The following is an 18,168-nucleotide window of genomic DNA, read 5'->3' as shown; positions in this document are numbered from 1 at the left end:
ACGTCGAAGGCGGGGAGGTCGGCAATGGCCGGGAAACGGGAAGGCGGCGTGCACGGGACGGGCGGACAATGACCGCCGCCGCGCCGTCGCTGCGCAAATGGGGTCTCGTGGCCGCGCTGGCGCTGGCGCCGGCCGTCAGCAACGGCTTCGCCCGCTTCGCCTACGGGCTGATCCTGCCGGCGATGCGGACCGATCTCGGCTGGACCTACACCGAGGCCGGCTGGATCAACACCGCCAACGCGCTCGGCTATCTGATCGGCGCGCTGATAGCGCTCACCCTGATCGCCCGGATCGGCACCCGGACCATGTTCGTGGGCGGCATGCTTCTGACCGCCCTCGCGCTGCTCTTCTCCGGCCTGACCGAGAATTTCTGGCTCCTGACCGTCTGGCGCATCCTGGCGGGCGTGGGCGGCGCGCCGGCCTTCATCGCCGGCGGCGCGATGGCGGCGGCCGTGTTCCGCAACGCGCCGATGCAGAGCGCGCTCGCCCTGGCGCTCTATTTCGGCGGCGGCGGCCTCGGCATGCTGGCCTCCGGCGCGACCGTGCCCCTGGTCCTCGACGGCGCGCCCGGCGCGTGGCCCTCCGTCTGGGTCGGCATGGGCATCGCCAGCCTCGTCACCATGCTGCCGGTCGCCTGGGCGGCGCGGGAGGTGAAGCCGGCCGACAAGGGCGGCGGCGTCGACACCAGCCAGCGCCTGCCGTGGCGGGCGATGCTGCCGGAGCTGTCCGCCTATTTCCTCTTCGCCGTCGGCTACATCGTCTACATCACCTTCATCGTCGCCTGGATGCGCGAGACCGATGCCTCGGCGGGCCTCGTCGCGGTGATGTGGTCGCTGATGGGGATCGCGGTGATGGTGTCGCCGTTCGCCTGGCGGAGCGTCCACGTGCGCTATTCCGGCGGCGCGCCGCTGGCGCTCTCCAACGCGGCGACGGGCATCGGCACGCTGCTGCCGCTGGTGGTCGCCGGCCCGCCGGGCGTGATCGTCTCGGCCCTGGTGTTCGGCGCGTCGTTCTTCATGTCGCCGGGGGCGGTGGCCGCGTTCGGCCGGGCCAACCTGCCGGAGCCCCAGTGGGGCGCCTCGATCGCGCTCTTCACGTCCGTCTTCGGGGTGGGGCAGTTGGTCGGGCCGGTCGCAGCCGGCTACATCGCCGACGCCACGGACGGCGTCGGGACCGGGCTTGCCGCTGCCGGTATCATTCTTCTGGCCGGCGGGGCGCTGGCGCTTCTGCAGAAGCCGCTGGTGCGGGCCGGGGCGGCATAAGCCGCCGCCGTCCGCCAGGCCCGGTCACAGGTCGCCGTGACCTCGCGGGTCGCGGCCGACGATGGTGTCGGCCTCTCTCCTGGTGAGGCACAGCGGCGGCGCGAAGCCGAGGATGTCGCCCTGGGGCATGGCCCGGCTGATCACGCCCCGCCGCGCGTCCCATCATCTCGCCATATGGCAGGCGCTCGGCGTCCCGGTCAGGTGATCAGGATAGCCCGGAAATCGTTCACGTTGGTCCGGGTCGGACCGGTGACGACGAGATCGCCGAGGACGGAGAAGAAACCGTAGCCGTCATTGTCGGCGAGGAAGGCGCGCGGATCGAGGCCTGCCGCCCGGGCACGGGCGAGCGTTGTCGGGTCCACCAGCGCGCCGGCGTTGTCCTCCGAGCCGTCGATACCGTCGGTGTCGCCGGCGATCGCCGAGATGCCGGGATGGCCGTCGAGCGCGAGCGCCAGGGCAAGCTGGAATTCCGTGTTCCGGCCACCGCGCCCGTTGCCACGAACCGTGACGGTCGTCTCGCCGCCCGACAGGATCAGGCACGGCGCGGACAGCGGGCGGGCATGTGTAGCGCAGGAGATCGCGATGGCCGCCAGCACCTTCGCCACTTCGCGCGCTTCGCCTTCGATCCGGTCGCCGAGAACAAGCGTCCGGATGCCTTTCTCTTCGGCCAACGCCGCTGCGGCTTCCAGCGACATCATCGGTGTGGCGATCAGCCGGCACGAGGCATGGGCGAGGGCAGGGTCGTCGGGCTTGGGCGTTTCCGCTGCCGGGTCGGTGAGCCAGTGGGTGATAGAGGCGGGAACTGCGATCCCGTGCGCTTCGAGAATGGCGCGTGCGTCGGCTGCGGTCGTGGCATCCGCCACCGTCGGCCCGGAGGCGATCACGGCCGGGTCGTCGCCCGGAACGTCCGAGATTGCGAGCGTCACGATCGGCGCCGGCGCGGCGGCGAGCGCCAGGCGTCCGCCGGCAACCGTGGAGACGTGTTTGCGGACCGTGTTCATGTCGGAGATCGGCGCGCCGGAGCGCAGCAGTGCCCGGGAGAGCGCCTGCAGGTCCTCCAGCGACACCCCGGGCGGCGGGCCTGCGAGAAGGGCCGAGCCGCCGCCGGAGAGGAGGCAGATCACCAGATCGGCCTCGGTGAGGCCGTCCAGGCAGGCGAGCATCTCCGCCGTTCCGTCGACGCCGGCCTGGTCGGGAACCGGGTGGCTGGCCTCGACGATGCGGATCTGACGGGTGTCCTCGCCGTGGCCGGTCCGGGTCAGGACCACGCCTTCGAGCGGGCCGTCCCACGCGGCTTCCAGAGCCCGGGCCATGGCAGCCGAGGCCTTGCCGGCGCCGATCACGACGGTGCGGCCCTTGGGTTTCGGGGGCAGGTGACCGGCGAGGGAGGTGTCCGGTCGGGCGCGGTCCACGGCGGCCCGAAACAGGTGGTCCAGCAGGCGTCGCGCGTCGTCGGTCGAGTGGCTCATCGGCGCCGGGCTCCCTTCCTCGGAGGTTCCGGCCAGTCGTATCCGATGGGGCGCGCGAACCGAAGCGGGAGTTTCCAGGAGGTCAGTCGTCGACGGGCTCCAGCCCGAGGCTGTCATAGGCGGCGGCCGTCAGCCGCTGCCGGCGTTCCTTCTCCGGGGGCCAGGCCTCTGCGCGTTCGGCGATCGCCGCGCCGCCGTCGGTCAGGCTGAACTGGCTGGCCGCCTTCAGGCTCTTGAACTCGTCGAAGGAGACCGGAACGGCGACGGGCGCGCCTTCCCGGGCGCGGGGCGAAAACGGAGCGATCGCGGTGGAGCCGAACTGGTTGCGGAAATGGTCGATGAAGATCCGGCCGGTCCGCTTCTTCTTGGCCATGGACGCGACGAACCGTTTCGGGTCCAGCTCTTCCATCTTGGCGGCGAAGGCGCGGGCGAAGCCGGTCACCTCGCTCCAGTCCTGCCGCCGCTCCAGCGTCAGCACCAGATGAATGCCCTTGCCGCCGGTCAGCAGCGGATAGGAGTCCAGCCCGGCCGAGCGCAGCACCTCGGCGAGATCCACCGCTGCCTTTTTCACTGCTTCGAAATCGACGCCGTCGCCTGGGTCCAGATCGAACACGAGCCGGTCCGGCTTTTCGATCCGATCGGTGCGGCTGCCCCACACATGGAGTTCGAGCGCGCCGACCTGGGCGCAGGAGATCAGCGCCTCGCGGGACGCGACAAGCAGATAGTCCTTGGTCTCGCCCGAGCGCTCCTTGATCGGGCGGGTGGTGAAGGCGTCCGGCAGTCCGGCGCCGGCGTGCTTCTGGAAGAAACAGGCCTTTTGACGGCCTTCCGGGCAGCGCACCAGGCTGACGGCGCGGTCGGCGAGTTCCGGCAGCATCACGTCCGCCACCGCGTCGAAATAGTCTGCCAGCGCCTTCTTGGTGACGTCCATCTGCGGAAACAGCACCCGGTCCGGATGGGTCAGGCGGACGCCGGCCACCTTGTCTTCGCCGTCTCCGTCGCTCATGGCCTTTTTCCCTTTTCCGGCCGGCGGTTTACCGGAACCGCTGCCGGCCTTGGACGACGACGATCGCGGGGGCTGAGGTGTCTCCGCCACGACTTCCCTGGCCGGCTTGTCCTCGCGCAGGCCTTCGAACACGGCGTGGCGGACCGCGCCATCCCGGGTCGTCTCGGTAAAGCGGACCTCGGCGACCAGATCGGGGCGGACCCAGCGGGCATCGCGGGCGATGTCGGATGGAACCTCGGCAAACGGCGCCGTGCGCCGCGCCCGCTTCTTCAGAAGGCCGGCGATGTCCGCCAGCGTGTCGTCGTCGAAGCCGGCACCGACCCGGCCGCTGTACACCAGCTTGCCGTCCTCGTGGACGCCGAGCAGCAGCGACGAGAACGGTCGCTCCTTGCTCGACGGCGACCAGCCGCCGATCACGAATTCCTGCCGCTTCACGCACTTGATCTTGAGCCAGTCGCGGCTCCGCTCGGAGCGGTAGCGGGCGCCTGCGCGCTTGGCGACGATGCCTTCGAAGCCGCGGCTGCAGGCAAGCCGCGCGATCCGGCTGCCGTCGCCCTCGATGAAGGTCGACTGGTGGATGGGCTTGCGGGCTTTCTTCAGGAGCTTCGCAAGGACCTCCTTGCGGTCGCGGAGCGGCTTGCCGGTCAGGTCCTCGCCATCGGCCTTCAAAACGTCGAAGACCATGAACGCCAGGGAGGAGGGATCCTCCTTCAGGGCGCGCTGCAGCGCTCCGAAGTCGCTGCGGCCGCTGTCGTCGGCGACGATCACCTCGCCGTCCAGGAGCGTGTCGGTCAGGCCGAGCTTGGCCAGCGCGCTGGGGATCGGACCGAACTTCTCCGTCCAGTCCTTGCCGTTGCGGGTGTAGCAGCGCACCGCGGACCCGTCGCAGGCCGCCAGCATCCGGTAGCCGTCGAACTTGGTCTCATAGATCCAGTCGTCGCCGTCGGGAGCCCCGTCGACCAGGGTCGCGAGCTGGGGCTTGCGGAACTTCGGAGGCGTGCCGGACGTATCCGCGGCGCGCGCGCTGCTGTGCGCGCCTGAGCGGCCTTTGCTTGCGCTTTTTTGCTGCGCGCGCGCACTGCGCGCACGCTGTGACTGCGCACCAGGTCGGCGGCTTCGGCGCGCTGATTTTCCGGCCGCGATCTCGTCCATGGACCGGCCGGTGCTCACGCTCCAGTCGGTGTCCTGAATATCCGCCTCGTCTTCCGGAACGGCGGCCGCGTCGTCCTTCTTGATGAGGAGCCAGTTTTCCCGGCCCTTGTCGGACTTTCGGCGCGGCTTCATCCGGACCAGCGAGAAGCCGCCCTTGAGCCGGTCGCCGTCGAGAACCAGGCTCAACTTGCCTTCTTTCAGGCCCTTTTTCGGATCGCCTTCGGCCACGAACGGCCCGGTATCCCAGAGCATCACCGTCCCGCCGCCATACTGGTCTTCCGGGATGGTGCCCTCGAAGTCGGCATAGTCGAGCGGATGGTCTTCGGTTCTTACGGCAAGCCGCTTTTCCGAGGGATCGAGGCTCGGCCCCTTGGTCACCGCCCAACTGGCCAGAACACCGCCGATCGCGAGCCGGAAGTCATAATGGAGCCTGCTCGCGTCGTGCTTCTGCACCACGAAGAAGCCGTCCGCCGCCTCGGCAAGCTCGCCGGACGGTTCTCTGGTTTTGGAGAAGTCGCGCTTGGCGCGGTAGGTGGAGAGATCGGCCATGGGACGTTGCGGTCAGGCCGCTTTCTCCGTCGATTTCTTCGTCCGGCGCGTCTTGGTCTTGGCGGATCCGGAGGATTTCGCCTGGGTGCTGCCGGACGCCGACTTGCCGCCCGACGACCCTTTCGAGGACCCGGACTTCGTGCCGGTGCTCTTGCCTTTCGAGGCGCTCGACTGCTTGCCGGCGGACGCGTTCGCCCGTTTCGAAGAGGACCGCGAACCGCCGGATTTTCCCCCGCTCCCGCCTTTCTCGCCGAGGCTCTTTTTCAGGGCCGCCATCAGATCGACCACGTTGCTGTCGTCGCTCGTGTCCTCGTCGACGGCGACCTCCGGCTTGCGGCCCTTCGCCTTGCGCTCGACCAGCTCCTTCAGCGCCTCGTTGTACCGGTCGCGGAACGCGTCGGCCTTGAAAGGCGCGCTCTTCCGCTCGATCAGCTCTTCGGCGAACGACAGCAGTTCCTCGTCGGATTCCTCGTCGCTGAGCGAGGAGAAATAGGGCGAGGCCCGGTGAAGCTCGTCCTTGAACCGAAGGGTCTCGACCATCAGGCCCGACCCGCACGGCTTCAGCGCCGCGATGTATTCCCGCCCGCGCATCACGAACTGGCCGAGACCGACCTTGCCGGTATGGCGCAGGGCATCGCGCAGGACCCGGAAGGCGTCTTCGGACAGATCGTCGTCGGGCACGACGTAGTAGGGGCGGTCGAAATAAATCGGGTCGATCTCGCAGGCATCGACGAACTGGACCAGCTCGAGGGTCTTTTTCGCCTCGATCTTGATCTCGTCGATGTCCTCGTCGCTGACCAGGACGTACTTGCCCTTCTCGACCTCGTAGCCCTTGACGATGTCGTCGCGCTCAACCGGCCCCATGCCGGGCACGACCTTTTCATAGCGGATGCGTTTTCCGCTCGGCTCGTGGATCTGATGGAAGGACAGCTTCGCACTGGACCGGGTCGCGCTGTAGAGCTTCACCGGCACCGACACGAGCGCGAGGCGTATCTGACCACTCCAGACCGGACGCGAGGGCGCCATCTCCATTCTCCCATGGGCAACTGCGCGGGCAGATGATTCGCGCGCTTTCACACGAACGCCCTTTCCCCGCGAATGGTTCACTTTCGGCCGGAACAGCTCTGTCTGGAACCACAGAGCCGGCTCGGGCGTTCGCCGGTCAAACGGGCTGGCACCGTTCATCCGCGGCAGCGATTGCGCCGCGAAGCCGAATTGGAGGTTATCCGCAATGCCGAAAATCACCGATAGCAAGATCCTCATCGTTGCCACCAACGGCTTCGAGCAGTCCGAGCTTGAAGTTCCGCTGACCAAGCTCCGTGACGCCGGTGCGACCGTCCATGTTGCGACGCTGGACGGGAAGGCGATCCGCGGCTGGGACAAGACGGACTGGGGCAACGAGGTCCCCGGCGATGCCAAGGTCTCCGACGTGAACCCGTCCGATTACAATGCCATCGTGCTGCCGGGTGGCCAGATCAACCCGGATCTGCTGCGGGTCGAGGGCGACGTCATGAAGGTGCTTCGCCACTTCATCGACACCGGCAAACCGGTCGCGGCGATCTGTCATGCGCCCTGGCTTCTGATCGAAGCAGACGCGGTACGCGGTCGCGAAGCGACATCCTACAAGTCGATCAAGACCGATATGATCAATGCCGGCGCCCTCTGGCGCGACGAGCCGGTCGTGGTCTCGGAAGGGATCATCACGTCCCGCAATCCGGGCGATCTGGACGCCTTTGTCGGCAAGATCATCGAAGAGGTCGAGGAAGGCCGCCACGAGCGCAAGGCGGCATAAGGGGCGATCAGGTGATCCCCCAACCGGTCGCATGAGACAAACGCCGGTCATCCAGAGGGTGGCCGGCGTTTCTCATGTCGCGACTGCTCGCATCAGTGGGCGCGCAGGGCTTTCACCAGGTCGCTCTTGGACATCTTGGACCGGCCGTCGATGCCGATTTCCCGGGCCCGCTGATAGAGATCCTCCTTGCTCCATTCCTCGTAAGGCGGCGCCTTGCCGCCCTTTTTGGAAGGTTTGTCGCCCGCCGCCTTGGCGTTGGCGATCCGGGCCGCCTTTTCCTTGCTGTTTCCCTGCTTGCGCAGCTCTTCGTACATCTCGTCGTTCTTCACCTGCTTGCCATGAGACTTGGCCATCGTCTGACTCCGTTTCTCGGGCGGCGTTTGTCCCTACGATACGCCGACGCGGGATGAACCGCCATGGCGGCACCTGGTTCCAGGCCGGGCCAAGCGAGCAGGCGCGGGGAACGGTGACGGGTTTCGTCCGTTGACGGTGTGGGCGCGGCCGAGCAGGGGAATCTCATGACAACCGCTTCGTCCGAGCCGGCCGTGGGCCGGACGGACGTCACCAGTCTGGAAGACGTGACCGAGGAAGAGCTCGTTCAAGGACGCGGCCGGCAGGCAAGAGACCCGCGCGCCATGCCCTGGCGGGCGTGGCGCGACGTGGCGTGGCGCGTCTACAAACGGATCATTCTCGACCGGGTCGGGCTGATCGCGGCAGGTGTGACCTTCTACGCGATCCTGGGACTGTTTCCCGCCATCGTCGCTCTCGTGTCGGTTTACGGGCTCCTGACGGATACGAGCGCGCTTCAGGAACAGTTGCAGTGGCTCTCCGGCTATGTCCCGGAAGATGCGCTGACCCTCCTGTCGAACGAGCTTCGACGCATCGCCCAGGCGCGGCCCGACAGTCTGGGCATTGCCGCGCTCATTTCGACGGCGGTGGCGCTTTGGAGCGTGAACACCGCCGTGCTCGCCCTGTTCAATGCCCTCAACGTCGCCTACGGCGAAACCGAGAAGCGGTCTCTGCCGCGCCTTTACGGCACAGGGTTCGCGGTGACGCTGGGCATCATTCTGTTCGCGGTCATCACGGTGAACAGCATCGTGGTGCTTCCGGTCGTCCTCGTCGCGGTCGGTCTCGACGGGCGCGTCGACTTCTTCATGCGCATCGCCATGGCGCCCATCTTCTTCTGCCTGATGGTCGCGGCGGCCTCCGTATTCTACCGGATCGGCCCGAGCCGAAGGGATGCGCGCTGGCGCTGGATCACCTTGGGATCGGTGGTGTTCGCGGCCGTCTGGATCACCGCGGCCCTTTCCCTCTCGTTCTACCTGTCCCGCTTTGCCGATTATTCGGCGACCTACGGCTCGCTGGGCGCCGCGATCGGTCTGATGCTGTGGATCTACGCGGCGGTTTACATCTTCCTGATCGGCGCGGAGCTGAATTCCGAGCTCGAGCACCAGACGGCCGAGGACACCACGGTCGGCCGAGACCGTCCGCTCGGCCAGCGCGGCGCCCATGTCGCCGACACGCTCGGGCGACTTGCCGACTGATGCAGAGCCATACGGCAATCCCGTTTACATTTTTGAATCGCGCCCGGAATTTCGTACAGACTTGCCATCTACTTCGGAACCGGTGCGACCATCTCGACGTTATCAAGTCGATGGACGCCCTGAACGGTGTCCGGTCAAGAAAAGCACACAATCTCATTTGTCAGGAGTCGCGCGAGTACGCACCCGAAGGGGCCGCGGAGCCGACTCGGAAAGGATGATCATGAACTGGGATCAGATCGAAGGTCAGTGGAAGCAGTTTTCCGGTCAGGTTCAGGCCGAGTGGGGCCGCCTCACCAACGACGACGTCGCCGTTGTCGAAGGCAACCGCGACCGTCTCGCCGGCCGCATCCAGGAGCGGTACGGCGTCGAGAAGGACGAAGCGCACCGCCAGATCAACGACTGGCTCGCCAAACACTGACGACCCGGCTTACGGCGCGGCTTCGGCCGCGCCGTCGCTCCTCAGCCGTCTTCGAACGGCACCGAAAAAGATTTCAGCAGCACAGATGGGCGACGTCAGCGTGAGACGCGGATTTCCTTCCGCCGACCGGTGGGAGAAAGGCCGTTCCGTCTCTCCGACACATCGGGGTCACACCCGGCTTGCGCCCGCAAAAGGATACCCGCAATGGCTATGAAAAATCTGGAAGATCTGTTCGTCCATTTCCTTCGCGACATCTATTACGCCGAAAAGCAGGTGCTGAAGACGTTGCCGAAGATGGCGCGCAAGGCGAGTGCACCGGAATTGCGTGAAGCGTTCGAGCATCACCGCGAAGAAACCGAAGGCCAGATCGAGAATCTGGAGCGCGCGTTCGAGGCTCTCGGCCTCAAGGCGCGCGGCGTGACCTGCGAGGCGATCGACGGAATCCTCGAAGAAGGCAAGGAGATCATGGACGAGGCGCGCGAGGACGATGCGCGCGATGCCGGCATGATCGCCGCTGCCCAGGCCGTCGAGCACTATGAAATCACGCGCTACGGCACGCTGATCGCGTGGGCGAAGCGGCTCAACAAGACCGATATCGCCAAGCTGCTCGCCGCCAACCTGGAGCAGGAATACGCCGCCGACCAGAAACTGACCGGTCTGGCGGAGTCGGGCCTCAACAAGCAGGCCGCCTGACCAAATTTCATGGCAGCAGAATGACTGAAGGGGTCCGCATCGGTGCGGGCCCCTTTTTCATGGGCAACGCGGCAGCGGACCCGGTTCGGCGCGAAGCGGTCAGATGAATGGCCGTTTCGGCCGGGCGGTCTGCTCCACGTTGGCGATCTCCATGAGGCGGGCCTCGTCCTCGATCTCCAGCCAGCGCTCGCTCCAGCGCACGGTGCCGGTGGATCGCAGACGTTTGATGGTCTTGTTGGTGTGAACCAGGGACAGGCCGAGCGTGTCGGCCATGTGCTGCTGGGTGAGCGGAAACACCATCCTGCCGTTCTTGACCATGCCGAGCTCGCGGCCTCGATCGAACAGATACCAGACCACGAATGCCACCCGCTCGATGGCGGTCCGCCGTCCCACCGTGACCAGCTGCGCGTCGAGGAGGCGTTCCTGTTCAGCGGCCAGCCACGTGACGTCGTAGCCGAGGGAGGGCTGGTTCTTGTAGAGCGCCATGAACTCGGTGCGTGGAAACAGACAGAGCACCATGCCCGTCAGCGCCTCGATGCCATGGTCCATGACGTAGAACACCGAAGATTGAAGCCCGATCAGGTCGCCGGCAGCGCGAAGTTCAGGATCTGTCGGCGACCGTCGGCAAGCGTCTTGTAGCGGAACGCCCATCCTTCCAGAACGGTGAACAGGTGGGGGCTGGTCGAGGCTTCCTGGACGACCGCCGAACCAGGCTCCACGACCAGTTCGCCGCGCTTGAACCAGTTCACGAAGTCAAGCTCGTCCTTGTCGAATTCGCGGAAGCACGGGCGCGTGCGCAGCGGACATGACGAACAGCTCGTCTTGAACGACGACACTTTGGTCGAGGATGAGGTTCCTTCGGTGCGCATCGTTTTGTCGCCGCGGTGATGTGATTCTTAAAAGACGGACCCGATCAGACGGTTCTATATTCATTCTGATTTTACGCGGTCGAGGCCTTTCCCGTCCATATGTACCTCGTAGGTGGTAGGCGGCGTCGGCATCTCTTCTCCTCGGTTGAAAGTAAGAGTTTTGACCCAGCCGACCAACGCAGTCCTGCTGGCTGTCGACAGCGAGGCGCTCGCCCTCGAACTCGATGCGGCCGTCCGTGAACTCGGCATCGCCGACGACGTGCTTCTTGCCCGGACCGCCGACGATGCCTTCGCAGCGCTGCTGGCCGGAGGCGCTCATCTGGCCATGATCTCGCTCGCTCCCTCGGCGGCGCGCAGCCGACTGGAGCAGACGCTTCAGGGCATGGCGGTTCCGATCCTGCGCTTCGTGCCCGACGCGTCGCGAACGAAGTCCCGTGCGGGGCTGGAGCCCGTGAATCTGCCGTTTTCGGGGGAAACCCTGCGTTCGGCGCTTGGCCGGCTCGGCTTCGCGACCGCTTAGGGCCGGACCCGTCCTCTCGCCAGGCTCGAAAGCCGGCAGCCGAATTTCTATGGTCGGTGCCAGCCGGCCCGGAGGGCTTCCTCCAGCTCCGGACTTTCCCACCTTTTTTCCGGGATACCCGGCCGGTTGCGGCTGTCGCAGCGTCGGCGGGGTGCCCGAATCCCACATTTTCGCCCATTTTGTCGAACGCCGGGGAACTCCTTTGCCGCAAACGGCTTGCGGATCGGGGAGGTTTGCTCCCTTGCTTCAACCGTCTGAATCTCGCCGGCGGGACATCCCTCCGGTCGAAAGGCCTGGTCTATGGAAAGCGTGGTTCAATATTTGTTCGGTGCGGCGAGCTTCATGCCGCACGGATATTGCCTGTTGTGGAGGCCCGACCTGGTCGCGCTCCATGCGGTGTCGGATACGGCAATCGCGTTCGCCTATCTCGCGATCCCGCTGGCGATCCTGGCGCTTGCGCGCCGCCGGCGCGACTTCACCGGCGACACCGGCCATGTGGTCGTCCTGTTCTGCGCCTTCATCCTGGCCTGCGCGGTTACGCATATCGGCGGCGTCCTGACCCTCTGGTATCCGGCCTACGGGCTCTACGGGCTGTCGAAGGCGGCCACCGCGCTGATCTCCATCATCGCGGCCGTGATCCTGTGGCGGCTGCTGCCCACGCTGACGCGGCTCCCGTCGATCAGCGAGATGGAGACCATCAATCGGCAGCTTCTCGCCGAGGTCGAGGCGCGCAAGCAGGCCTACCAGGAACTCGAGGAGATCAAGGGCCATCTGGAGGAGCAGGTCAGCGCGCGCACCGCCGAACTCGACCAGATCAAGCAGCTCTACGACGCGGCCACGAGCGGGGCGCACATCACGGTGTTCGCGCAGGACGAGTCGCTTCGCTACACGTGGGTTCACAATCCCCGCCTGGGCCTGCGGACGGAGGATGTCGTCGGACACGTGGACGCCGACATCGTTCCGGAAGGGCCGCTGGAGATCATCGCCGAGCACAAGCAGCGGGCCCTGGAAACCGGCGAGCCCGTCAATTTCGAGGTTGAGGTTCCCGAAGCCGGCGGCTCGGTGTGGTTCCGCATGGACGTCACCCCGGTGCTGGGTCCGGGCGGCGAGGTGACCGGGCTGGTCGGGACGGCCATCGACATCACCCGCGCGAAACGTCTGGAGTCCATGCGGGCCGATCTCAGCCGGCGTCTGTCGGCCACGGTGCAGCGCTTCAACCTCGCGCTGCGCTCGAGCGAGATCCTCGTGTTCAGCCAGGACCGGGACCTGCGCTACACCTGGTCCAACTGGTCCGCCGACTACGGAGGACCGGCGATCGGCAAGACCGACGACGATCTCTACGAGGAGCCGGAGCGCACTGCCATCATCGCGCTGAAACGGGCCGCGATGGAGAGCGGGGAGGCGCAGTCGGAGGAGGTGCGCGTCAAGATGGGCGACGCGCATTACTGGTACGTCCTCACCGTCGAGCCGGATTTCGCGCCGGACGGCGAGCTGAGGGGCGTGATCTGCGCGGCCGTGGACATCACCGAGCGCAAGGATCACGAACAGCGCATGCGCCTGGTGATGCGCGAGCTCAGCCATCGCTCCAAGAACCTGCTTGCCGTGGTGCAGGCCATTGCCCGGCAGACGGCCCAGCAGGCGGACACGGTGCGCGAATTCCTGGAGAAATTCGGCGACCGGGTGAGGGCGCTCGCCGCCGCCCAGGACCTGCTCGTTGCGGGCAACTGGAGCGGGGCGAGCCTGGCCGACGTCGTGTCCGGCCAGCTCGGCCACTACGTTCCGGAGGACGGCTCCCGGGTGATCGTCCAGGGGCCGGACGTGCAGCTCTCGCCGGACGCCATGCAGACGCTGAGCCTCGCGCTCCACGAGCTTGCCACGAACGCCGCCAAGTATGGGGCGCTGTCCAACGAGACGGGTACGGTGCATGTGGAGTGGGATGTCGACACCAGCGCCGACGTTCTGGATCTGAGCTGGCGGGAGGAGGGCGGTCCGCCGGTTTCGGAACCCTCGCGCAGGGGCTTCGGGCGGATCGTGATCGAGCGCAACATGGCGCGATCGTTGTCGGCCGACGTGGAGCTTGCCTTCGAACCGACCGGTTTGCGGGGCAGGTTCCGGATCCCGCTGACCCAGATTCGGGCGCGGGCGACCCCGGAACTGGAATCGTCGCCCCTGTTGAGTTGATCCGGTCGCCGGATTCTCCCGCGCCTGAGAAACCGAACCGGCTGCCGGGCGTTTGCATCAGGCGAAGCCGGCACGACCGGCGCACGACGAGGGGCCCATCTGGTGCGGCAATCGAACAATCTTTCGGAAGACGCGCTTCCGCGGCGCGCCGACAGCGCGACAGGCGCGCCTGCGCGCAGCGAAGCGGACGTCGCCGCCCCGCTCGGCTTCGGTCCGGCCTTTCCGACCCGCCCGGCAGGTCTGGTCGAGCCTCTGATCGAGGCGAGCGCGGCCTTTCCGATGATGGAGCGCCTCGTTCTGGAGGCCGAGCATACGGCACACTTCGCGTTCCGGCTGTTCGATCCCGAGACCCGTCTTCAGTCGGACGAGGCGAAGTCCCGGGGATTCCGGACGTGGGGCGATCTGCTTGTCGATGCCGCCCGGCGCGGGGTTCGCGTCCGGCTCCTGCTCACCGATTTCGAGCCCGTGGTTGCCCATGAGCTGCACGAACTGGCCTGGCAGAATGCGGAGCGTATAGAACGGTATATCGCGCAGATCCCGACCGACGCTCCCGGCAAGGTCGACGTTCTCGTCGCCCTGCACGAAGGCGAAATCGGGTTCGGCCTGCGCAGCGGCCTCTGGCCCGCCGTTCGTCAGAAGCTGAAGCGCCTTGTCAGCCAGAAGCCGGATGCGGTCGGGTTTCCGGGGGTCGCGCATCTGATGCTGGCAAGCCGGCCCAGATTCGTGCCGCCAGGGCGGGTGTGGCCGGCCACCCATCACCAGAAACTGCTGGTGGTCGACGGCCGCAAGACCGTCATCGGCGGGATCGATATCGACGAACGGCGCTACGACGACCCGGAGCACAACCGCCCCACGGAGCAGACCTGGCACGATGTCAGCCTGTATGTCGACGGTCCGGTCGCCTCCGACGCGGCGCGCCATTTCGGCGATTTCTGGAATCGTGAGGTGACGAGATATGGCGGGGGCGGGGACCAACTGCCGGGCTGGTCACTTCCGCCCGGACACGACCGGCAAACCGTTCCGCGCTGCATTCCTTCCGTTCGCGATACGATGAAGCTCGCGCCAATCGATGCAGAGGTGACCGACGGTCAGCCGTCGATCCGGTTCCTGCGGACGCTGTCTGCGGTGCGGGACGGACCGTTCGCGATCACGCCCCGGCCGGTCGTCACAGAGATCGAGGACGCCTTCGTCGAGACCATCCAAAGCGCGACGCGTCTGCTCTATATCGAAAACCAGTTCTTCCGCCTGCGCCGGGTCGCGGATCTCATCGGGAAGCAGATGGAGGCCCATCCGGAGCTGGAGGTGATCCTGCTTCTGCCGATGGCGCCGGACATGGTCGCGTTCGAGCACCAGCGGGGTCCGGAGATGCGGTTCGGGGAATGGCTGCAGGTTCGCGCCGTCCGCCGCCTCATCGAGCGAGGCGGCGACCGGTTCGGCGCCTTCTCCATCGTCCGGTCCGCAGACGCGGAGCCGAACCTGGATCCTCGTGCAAAAGCGTTCGGCAGCGGGATCATCTATCCGCATGCGAAGGTGATGATCGCCGATGACCGGCGCGCGCTCGTCGGATCGGCCAACATCAACGGCCGAAGCTTCCGGATGGACACCGAGGCGGCTCTTGCCTGGACCGACGATCCGCGGATTCGGGCCTTTCGCGACCGGCTTTTCGAGACGCATCTGTGCGAGTCCGCACCGGAAGGAATGTCTCCGCTCGCCTACTGGCGCGAGACGGCCGACTTCAATCGGGATGCTGAACCGGAGGATCGCCGCGGGTTCGTCGTTCCCTATCAGCTTGGCGTGGCACGCCGCTTTTCCAGATTTCAGCGGTTTATCCCGGAAGCCTACCTCTGACGGCAGCGTTCGCCCGCTTCTTCTGCGGCGATCGGTGCCAAAAGGGAGTGCAACGACGGCGGGAAAGCTGCGTGACTTGCGGAGAGATCAGTCCGGGCGGGGAATGCGGTCATCCGGTCGAATGACGAGCTGCGAGGAGATCGGAGGCAAGAGCCCCCGCCGCGTTCAGGTCAAAAGACCTGAACGGGCAAGTCAGCGATCGCCCCTTTCGCCAGGGCTATCGACGGTTTCCAGCTTCTTCATCAGACGCTGGAGTTCCTCCGGGAGGTCCTGTCCGACCTCCGGCTCGTAGTACCGGCGCAGCGTGCGCCCGAGATGAGAGCGCAGGTGCGGCGCCAACGTCACGTCCCCGGAGTGGGCGCTGTCGCTGTTGGACGTCATGTTCGACAGCGCACGCGCGTCCTCCGGCTGGGGGAACGTCGACGTGGTTTCCTTCTCATACTTCATAGCTACCTCACGCGGTGCAAAGTGAGCTCGCGTATTGGAAGCAGAACGTACCGCTGATCCAATGGTTCCGATTTAGCATTTTTAATTGACCTGCACTTTTTCGCATAAGGTGACCAGTTCGTAAACTGCCAATGCGCGCCGCTTCAGCCGTCGTCCAGAACGATAATCCTTGGAAGGCGGTGGCAATTGACGGGAGAGCCTGCCCTCATGTTCTCGGCGGTCTTCGGCCTCCGACCAGCCGTCGTGACGTTCGCGAAGCCGGGCGCGGTTGTCGCTGGCAAAAAACTTCTTTGATCCCTCAGAACCAATTCCCTTCGGCAACGTTTCCCCACCGGATTTGCATATGTCGCGAAGGAGCTAATCATGTTGCAATGGGCTTTGATTTTTCTGATCGTTGCGATTATCGCCGGTGTCTTCGGTTTCGGCGGCATCGCCGGGGCCTCTGCCAGTATCGCTCAGATTCTTTTCTTCATCTTCCTGATCGCCCTCGTCGTGTCGGTGATCATGCATCTGGTCAGGCGAACATAGCCCCGCGCCTTCGGGCCGGCCCCGTTCCGATGACGTGGGTCTGACCTTGCAGAAGCGTGTCGAAAGCGGCCTGGGCATGAGCCCGGGCCGTTTCTTTGCGTGCCCATGGCAGTCGGCTGCCAGAAGCGTTTACGGGTGCGATGCGGTCAGCAGGGTCGCCAGCCGCATGACCGCAAACCGGTAGCCTTCCGGCCCGAACCCGGCGATCACGCCTTCTGCCCGTTGTGACACATAGGAATGGTGCCGGAAGCTCTCACGCTTGTGGATGTTGGTGATGTGGACTTCCAGCACCGGGATGGTGCAGGCGTTCAGCGCGTCGAGCAGCGCGATGGACGTGTGGCTGTAGGCGCCCGGATTGATGATGATGCCGGCGGCAGACGTGCGCGCCTGATGCACCCAGTCGATCAGCTCGCCCTCCGCATTGCTCTGCCGGAAGCGGACGTCCAGGCCGAGCCCCCCGCCAACGGACCGGCAGTCCGCCTCGATGTCGGCCAGTGTCGTCGAGCCGTAGATCTCCGGCTCGCGCTGGCCCAGCAGGTTGAGGTTGGGGCCATTGATGACGTCGACCAGCCGCGTCATGAGTGTTCCTTCGTTGCCGTTGGACAAGCTGCTGTTGTTGGGTCCCGGACAGTCCGGGGCGTGCCGCCGCAATCATCCGCAGACGAAACCGCGCTGACAAGAGTGCCGCTGCAGGACGGGGTCGCCGTAAGCGGAGGCGCGGCCGACCCGGCCGGAGTTGGATCAGAAGAAGATCCGTCCCGCGACGCTGACCGCGACTGCGACCGCACCCAGGGAAACGGTCAGCCCGATCCCGAGCAGAAGACCGTCGCGCACCAGTAGCGCGAGACCGAGGATGGCGATCGCCGCCATCGGGACCGTGGTGGCGAAGGGGACGACCTCGAGCGGGGGAACCAGGCAGGCAAGGAGAATGCAGGCAATGGCAGCGATCCGGCTCATCCGGCCGTTGGTCAGGGCGGGAAATCGGTAGCCCACCCATCGATCGAGAAAGCGGGCGACCGGGCGCAACTTGCGAACGCCAGCGCTGACGCGCCTGGCCGGCAGCCGGGTCCGCTCGAGCCGGGCCGGGATCCAGAGGTGTTTCTTGCCGATCGCCATCTGAAGCGAGAACAGCATGACGATCATCGCGAGGATGGTCGGGACGGTGGGAATGCCGCCGATGGGCGAGATCTCGATCATCGCCGGGACGATGATGAAGGGCGCGAACGTTCGCGCGCCGATGGCGTCCGCCATCTCGCCGACTGTTATGCGGTGGGAGGTGTCCGATTTCGCCTCGATCCGATCCAGAAGGTCGCCCAGGCCGGTGGGATTCTCGCTCATGGATCGGGATAACCGGTTGAAGGAACGCTGGTTCCCATCATCGCGCGATTTGCGCCGGCGGACCGAGCGAGCCGCCGCTATTTCGGCTGAGGGGCGGCGCGCAGGGGCGCCCGGCTGAGACTGTTTCCGGCGTCGGTGGCCTTCTTCAGAAGGTCGAGCAGCGTGCGTGCTTCCTCCTCCGACAGTCCGGACAGGGACTGATCCTGCACCTCCGCGACGATCGGAGTGGCCGCCTCCAGGACCGCTCGGCCTTCGTCGGTCAGGTCGAGCACCCGTGCGCGCCGGTCGCTGGGGCTGACGTCGCGCTTCAGATATCCCTTCTGGATGAGCCGGTCGACGACGCCGCCGATGGTCGCCTTGTCGTAGGCGATACAGCCGGCGAGCGTCACCTGATCGATCCCCGGATAGCGGTTGACGGTGGCCAGCGCGCCGTACTGAACGGGCGTCAGATCGAACCCGGCTTCGGCCGTTCGGGCGGTGAAGATGGCAACCGAGATCTGATGGAGGCGCCGGATCAAATAGCCCGGCATGTCGTTGATGTCGGTCAAGCGC

The 18,168-nt window shown here is 66.1% G+C and carries 17 protein-coding genes and 1 pseudogene; 9 read left to right on the top strand and 9 right to left on the bottom strand.

Annotated features, from left to right (window positions below; translation table 11 throughout):
* The first annotated feature begins 68 nt into the window (after positions 1 to 68).
* Complete coding sequence (locus tag J2S73_RS14170; RefSeq protein WP_306886197.1) at positions 69 to 1,262, top strand: YbfB/YjiJ family MFS transporter; 1,194 nt, start codon at positions 69 to 71, stop codon at positions 1,260 to 1,262.
* 197 nt (positions 1,263 to 1,459) lie between these two features.
* Here J2S73_RS14170 and J2S73_RS14165 read toward each other — a convergent pair whose 3' ends face one another.
* The 3 genes from J2S73_RS14165 to ku all read right to left on the bottom strand — a co-directional run bounded on the left by J2S73_RS14165 (position 1,460) and on the right by ku (position 6,464).
* Complete coding sequence (locus J2S73_RS14165) at positions 1,460 to 2,731, bottom strand: glycerate kinase type-2 family protein (protein WP_306886196.1); 1,272 nt, start codon at positions 2,729 to 2,731, stop codon at positions 1,460 to 1,462.
* 82 nt (positions 2,732 to 2,813) lie between these two features.
* Positions 2,814 to 5,438, bottom strand: a complete 2,625-nt coding sequence (gene ligD, locus J2S73_RS14160) for a DNA ligase D (protein ID WP_306886195.1) — start codon at positions 5,436 to 5,438, stop codon at positions 2,814 to 2,816.
* 12 nt (positions 5,439 to 5,450) lie between these two features.
* Positions 5,451 to 6,464: a non-homologous end joining protein Ku gene (gene ku / locus J2S73_RS14155; RefSeq protein WP_306886194.1), complete on the bottom strand. Its 1,014-nt coding sequence runs from the start codon at positions 6,462 to 6,464 to the stop codon at positions 5,451 to 5,453.
* 205 nt (positions 6,465 to 6,669) lie between these two features.
* Between ku and J2S73_RS14150 the strand changes: the two genes are divergently transcribed.
* On the top strand, positions 6,670 to 7,230 hold the full coding sequence (locus J2S73_RS14150) for a type 1 glutamine amidotransferase domain-containing protein (protein ID WP_306886193.1): 561 nt from the start codon (positions 6,670 to 6,672) through the stop codon (positions 7,228 to 7,230).
* A gap of 92 nt (positions 7,231 to 7,322) precedes the next feature.
* On the opposite strand, the gene J2S73_RS14145 is transcribed toward J2S73_RS14150, so the two are convergent.
* Positions 7,323 to 7,583, bottom strand: coding sequence for a DUF7218 family protein (locus tag J2S73_RS14145; protein ID WP_306886192.1), 261 nt, complete (start codon positions 7,581 to 7,583; stop codon positions 7,323 to 7,325).
* A 165-nt stretch (positions 7,584 to 7,748) separates the two neighbouring features.
* Between J2S73_RS14145 and J2S73_RS14140 the strand changes: the two genes are divergently transcribed.
* From J2S73_RS14140 to J2S73_RS14130, 3 genes are all read left to right on the top strand, one after another.
* On the top strand, positions 7,749 to 8,774 hold the full coding sequence (locus tag J2S73_RS14140; protein WP_306886191.1) for a YihY/virulence factor BrkB family protein: 1,026 nt from the start codon (positions 7,749 to 7,751) through the stop codon (positions 8,772 to 8,774).
* A 220-nt stretch (positions 8,775 to 8,994) separates the two neighbouring features.
* The gene (locus J2S73_RS14135) at positions 8,995 to 9,192 is read left to right on the top strand and encodes a CsbD family protein (RefSeq protein ID WP_306886190.1); all 198 of its coding nucleotides are present in this window, start codon (positions 8,995 to 8,997) and stop codon (positions 9,190 to 9,192) included.
* A 210-nt stretch (positions 9,193 to 9,402) separates the two neighbouring features.
* Positions 9,403 to 9,885, top strand: coding sequence for a YciE/YciF ferroxidase family protein (locus J2S73_RS14130; RefSeq protein ID WP_306886328.1), 483 nt, complete (start codon positions 9,403 to 9,405; stop codon positions 9,883 to 9,885).
* 99 nt (positions 9,886 to 9,984) lie between these two features.
* Here the strand turns inward: J2S73_RS14130 and J2S73_RS14125 are convergent.
* Positions 9,985 to 10,754 (bottom strand): annotated as a pseudogene (locus tag J2S73_RS14125) (Crp/Fnr family transcriptional regulator).
* Between the two features lie 160 nt (positions 10,755 to 10,914).
* On the opposite strand from J2S73_RS14125, the gene J2S73_RS14120 reads away from it, so the two are divergent.
* The 3 genes from J2S73_RS14120 (at position 10,915) to J2S73_RS14110 (ending at position 15,303) form a co-directional block, all read left to right on the top strand.
* Positions 10,915 to 11,274, top strand: a complete 360-nt coding sequence (locus J2S73_RS14120; protein ID WP_306886189.1) for a hypothetical protein — start codon at positions 10,915 to 10,917, stop codon at positions 11,272 to 11,274.
* A gap of 363 nt (positions 11,275 to 11,637) precedes the next feature.
* Positions 11,638 to 13,455 (top strand): sensor histidine kinase, encoded by a 1,818-nt coding sequence (locus J2S73_RS14115; RefSeq protein WP_306886187.1) that lies wholly within the window; start codon positions 11,638 to 11,640, stop codon positions 13,453 to 13,455.
* Between the two features lie 102 nt (positions 13,456 to 13,557).
* Positions 13,558 to 15,303 carry a phospholipase D family protein gene (locus tag J2S73_RS14110; RefSeq protein WP_306886186.1) on the top strand — a complete coding sequence of 582 codons (1,746 nt, stop codon included), beginning with the start codon at positions 13,558 to 13,560 and terminating at the stop codon, positions 15,301 to 15,303.
* Positions 15,304 to 15,495: 192 nt separating this feature from the next.
* Here the strand turns inward: J2S73_RS14110 and J2S73_RS14105 are convergent, their stop codons facing one another.
* Positions 15,496 to 15,750: a hypothetical protein gene (locus tag J2S73_RS14105; protein ID WP_306886185.1), complete on the bottom strand. Its 255-nt coding sequence runs from the start codon at positions 15,748 to 15,750 to the stop codon at positions 15,496 to 15,498.
* A 363-nt stretch (positions 15,751 to 16,113) separates the two neighbouring features.
* On the opposite strand from J2S73_RS14105, the gene J2S73_RS14100 reads away from it, so the two are divergent.
* On the top strand, positions 16,114 to 16,278 hold the full coding sequence (locus tag J2S73_RS14100; protein ID WP_306886184.1) for a DUF1328 domain-containing protein: 165 nt from the start codon (positions 16,114 to 16,116) through the stop codon (positions 16,276 to 16,278).
* A 129-nt stretch (positions 16,279 to 16,407) separates the two neighbouring features.
* On the opposite strand, the gene aroQ is transcribed toward J2S73_RS14100, so the two are convergent.
* The 3 genes from aroQ to J2S73_RS14085 all read right to left on the bottom strand — a co-directional run bounded on the left by aroQ (position 16,408) and on the right by J2S73_RS14085 (position 18,164).
* The gene (gene aroQ, locus J2S73_RS14095; RefSeq protein WP_306886183.1) at positions 16,408 to 16,857 is read right to left on the bottom strand and encodes a type II 3-dehydroquinate dehydratase; all 450 of its coding nucleotides are present in this window, start codon (positions 16,855 to 16,857) and stop codon (positions 16,408 to 16,410) included.
* Between the two features lie 162 nt (positions 16,858 to 17,019).
* The gene (locus tag J2S73_RS14090) at positions 17,020 to 17,616 is read right to left on the bottom strand and encodes an exopolysaccharide biosynthesis protein (protein ID WP_306886182.1); all 597 of its coding nucleotides are present in this window, start codon (positions 17,614 to 17,616) and stop codon (positions 17,020 to 17,022) included.
* A gap of 77 nt (positions 17,617 to 17,693) precedes the next feature.
* Positions 17,694 to 18,164 (bottom strand): MarR family winged helix-turn-helix transcriptional regulator, encoded by a 471-nt coding sequence (locus tag J2S73_RS14085; protein ID WP_306886181.1) that lies wholly within the window; start codon positions 18,162 to 18,164, stop codon positions 17,694 to 17,696.
* Between the last annotated feature and the right edge of the window lie 4 nt (positions 18,165 to 18,168).

It is taken from the genome of Amorphus orientalis, from assembly GCF_030814015.1.
GTDB lineage: Bacteria > Pseudomonadota > Alphaproteobacteria > Rhizobiales > Amorphaceae > Amorphus > Amorphus orientalis.
This window is presented reverse-complemented; position numbering and strand designations above follow the sequence as displayed.

Bases quoted from the DNA above. Each gene is read 5' to 3' on its own strand.
- J2S73_RS14165 (WP_306886196.1), bottom strand. From the start codon at position 2,731: ATGAGCCACTCGACCGACGACGCGCGACGCCTGCTGGACCACCTGTTT.
- J2S73_RS14105 (WP_306886185.1), bottom strand. From the start codon at position 15,750: ATGAAGTATGAGAAGGAAACCACGTCGACGTTCCCCCAGCCGGAGGAC.
- J2S73_RS14140 (WP_306886191.1), top strand. From the start codon at position 7,749: ATGACAACCGCTTCGTCCGAGCCGGCCGTGGGCCGGACGGACGTCACC.
- J2S73_RS14090 (WP_306886182.1), bottom strand. From the start codon at position 17,616: ATGAGCGAGAATCCCACCGGCCTGGGCGACCTTCTGGATCGGATCGAG.
- ku (WP_306886194.1), bottom strand. From the start codon at position 6,464: ATGGCGCCCTCGCGTCCGGTCTGGAGTGGTCAGATACGCCTCGCGCTC.
- J2S73_RS14130 (WP_306886328.1), top strand. From the start codon at position 9,403: ATGAAAAATCTGGAAGATCTGTTCGTCCATTTCCTTCGCGACATCTAT.
- aroQ (WP_306886183.1), bottom strand. From the start codon at position 16,857: ATGACGCGGCTGGTCGACGTCATCAATGGCCCCAACCTCAACCTGCTG.
- ligD (WP_306886195.1), bottom strand. From the start codon at position 5,438: ATGGCCGATCTCTCCACCTACCGCGCCAAGCGCGACTTCTCCAAAACC.
- J2S73_RS14100 (WP_306886184.1), top strand. From the start codon at position 16,114: ATGTTGCAATGGGCTTTGATTTTTCTGATCGTTGCGATTATCGCCGGT.
- J2S73_RS14170 (WP_306886197.1), top strand. From the start codon at position 69: ATGACCGCCGCCGCGCCGTCGCTGCGCAAATGGGGTCTCGTGGCCGCG.
- J2S73_RS14135 (WP_306886190.1), top strand. From the start codon at position 8,995: ATGAACTGGGATCAGATCGAAGGTCAGTGGAAGCAGTTTTCCGGTCAG.
- J2S73_RS14145 (WP_306886192.1), bottom strand. From the start codon at position 7,583: ATGGCCAAGTCTCATGGCAAGCAGGTGAAGAACGACGAGATGTACGAA.
- J2S73_RS14150 (WP_306886193.1), top strand. From the start codon at position 6,670: ATGCCGAAAATCACCGATAGCAAGATCCTCATCGTTGCCACCAACGGC.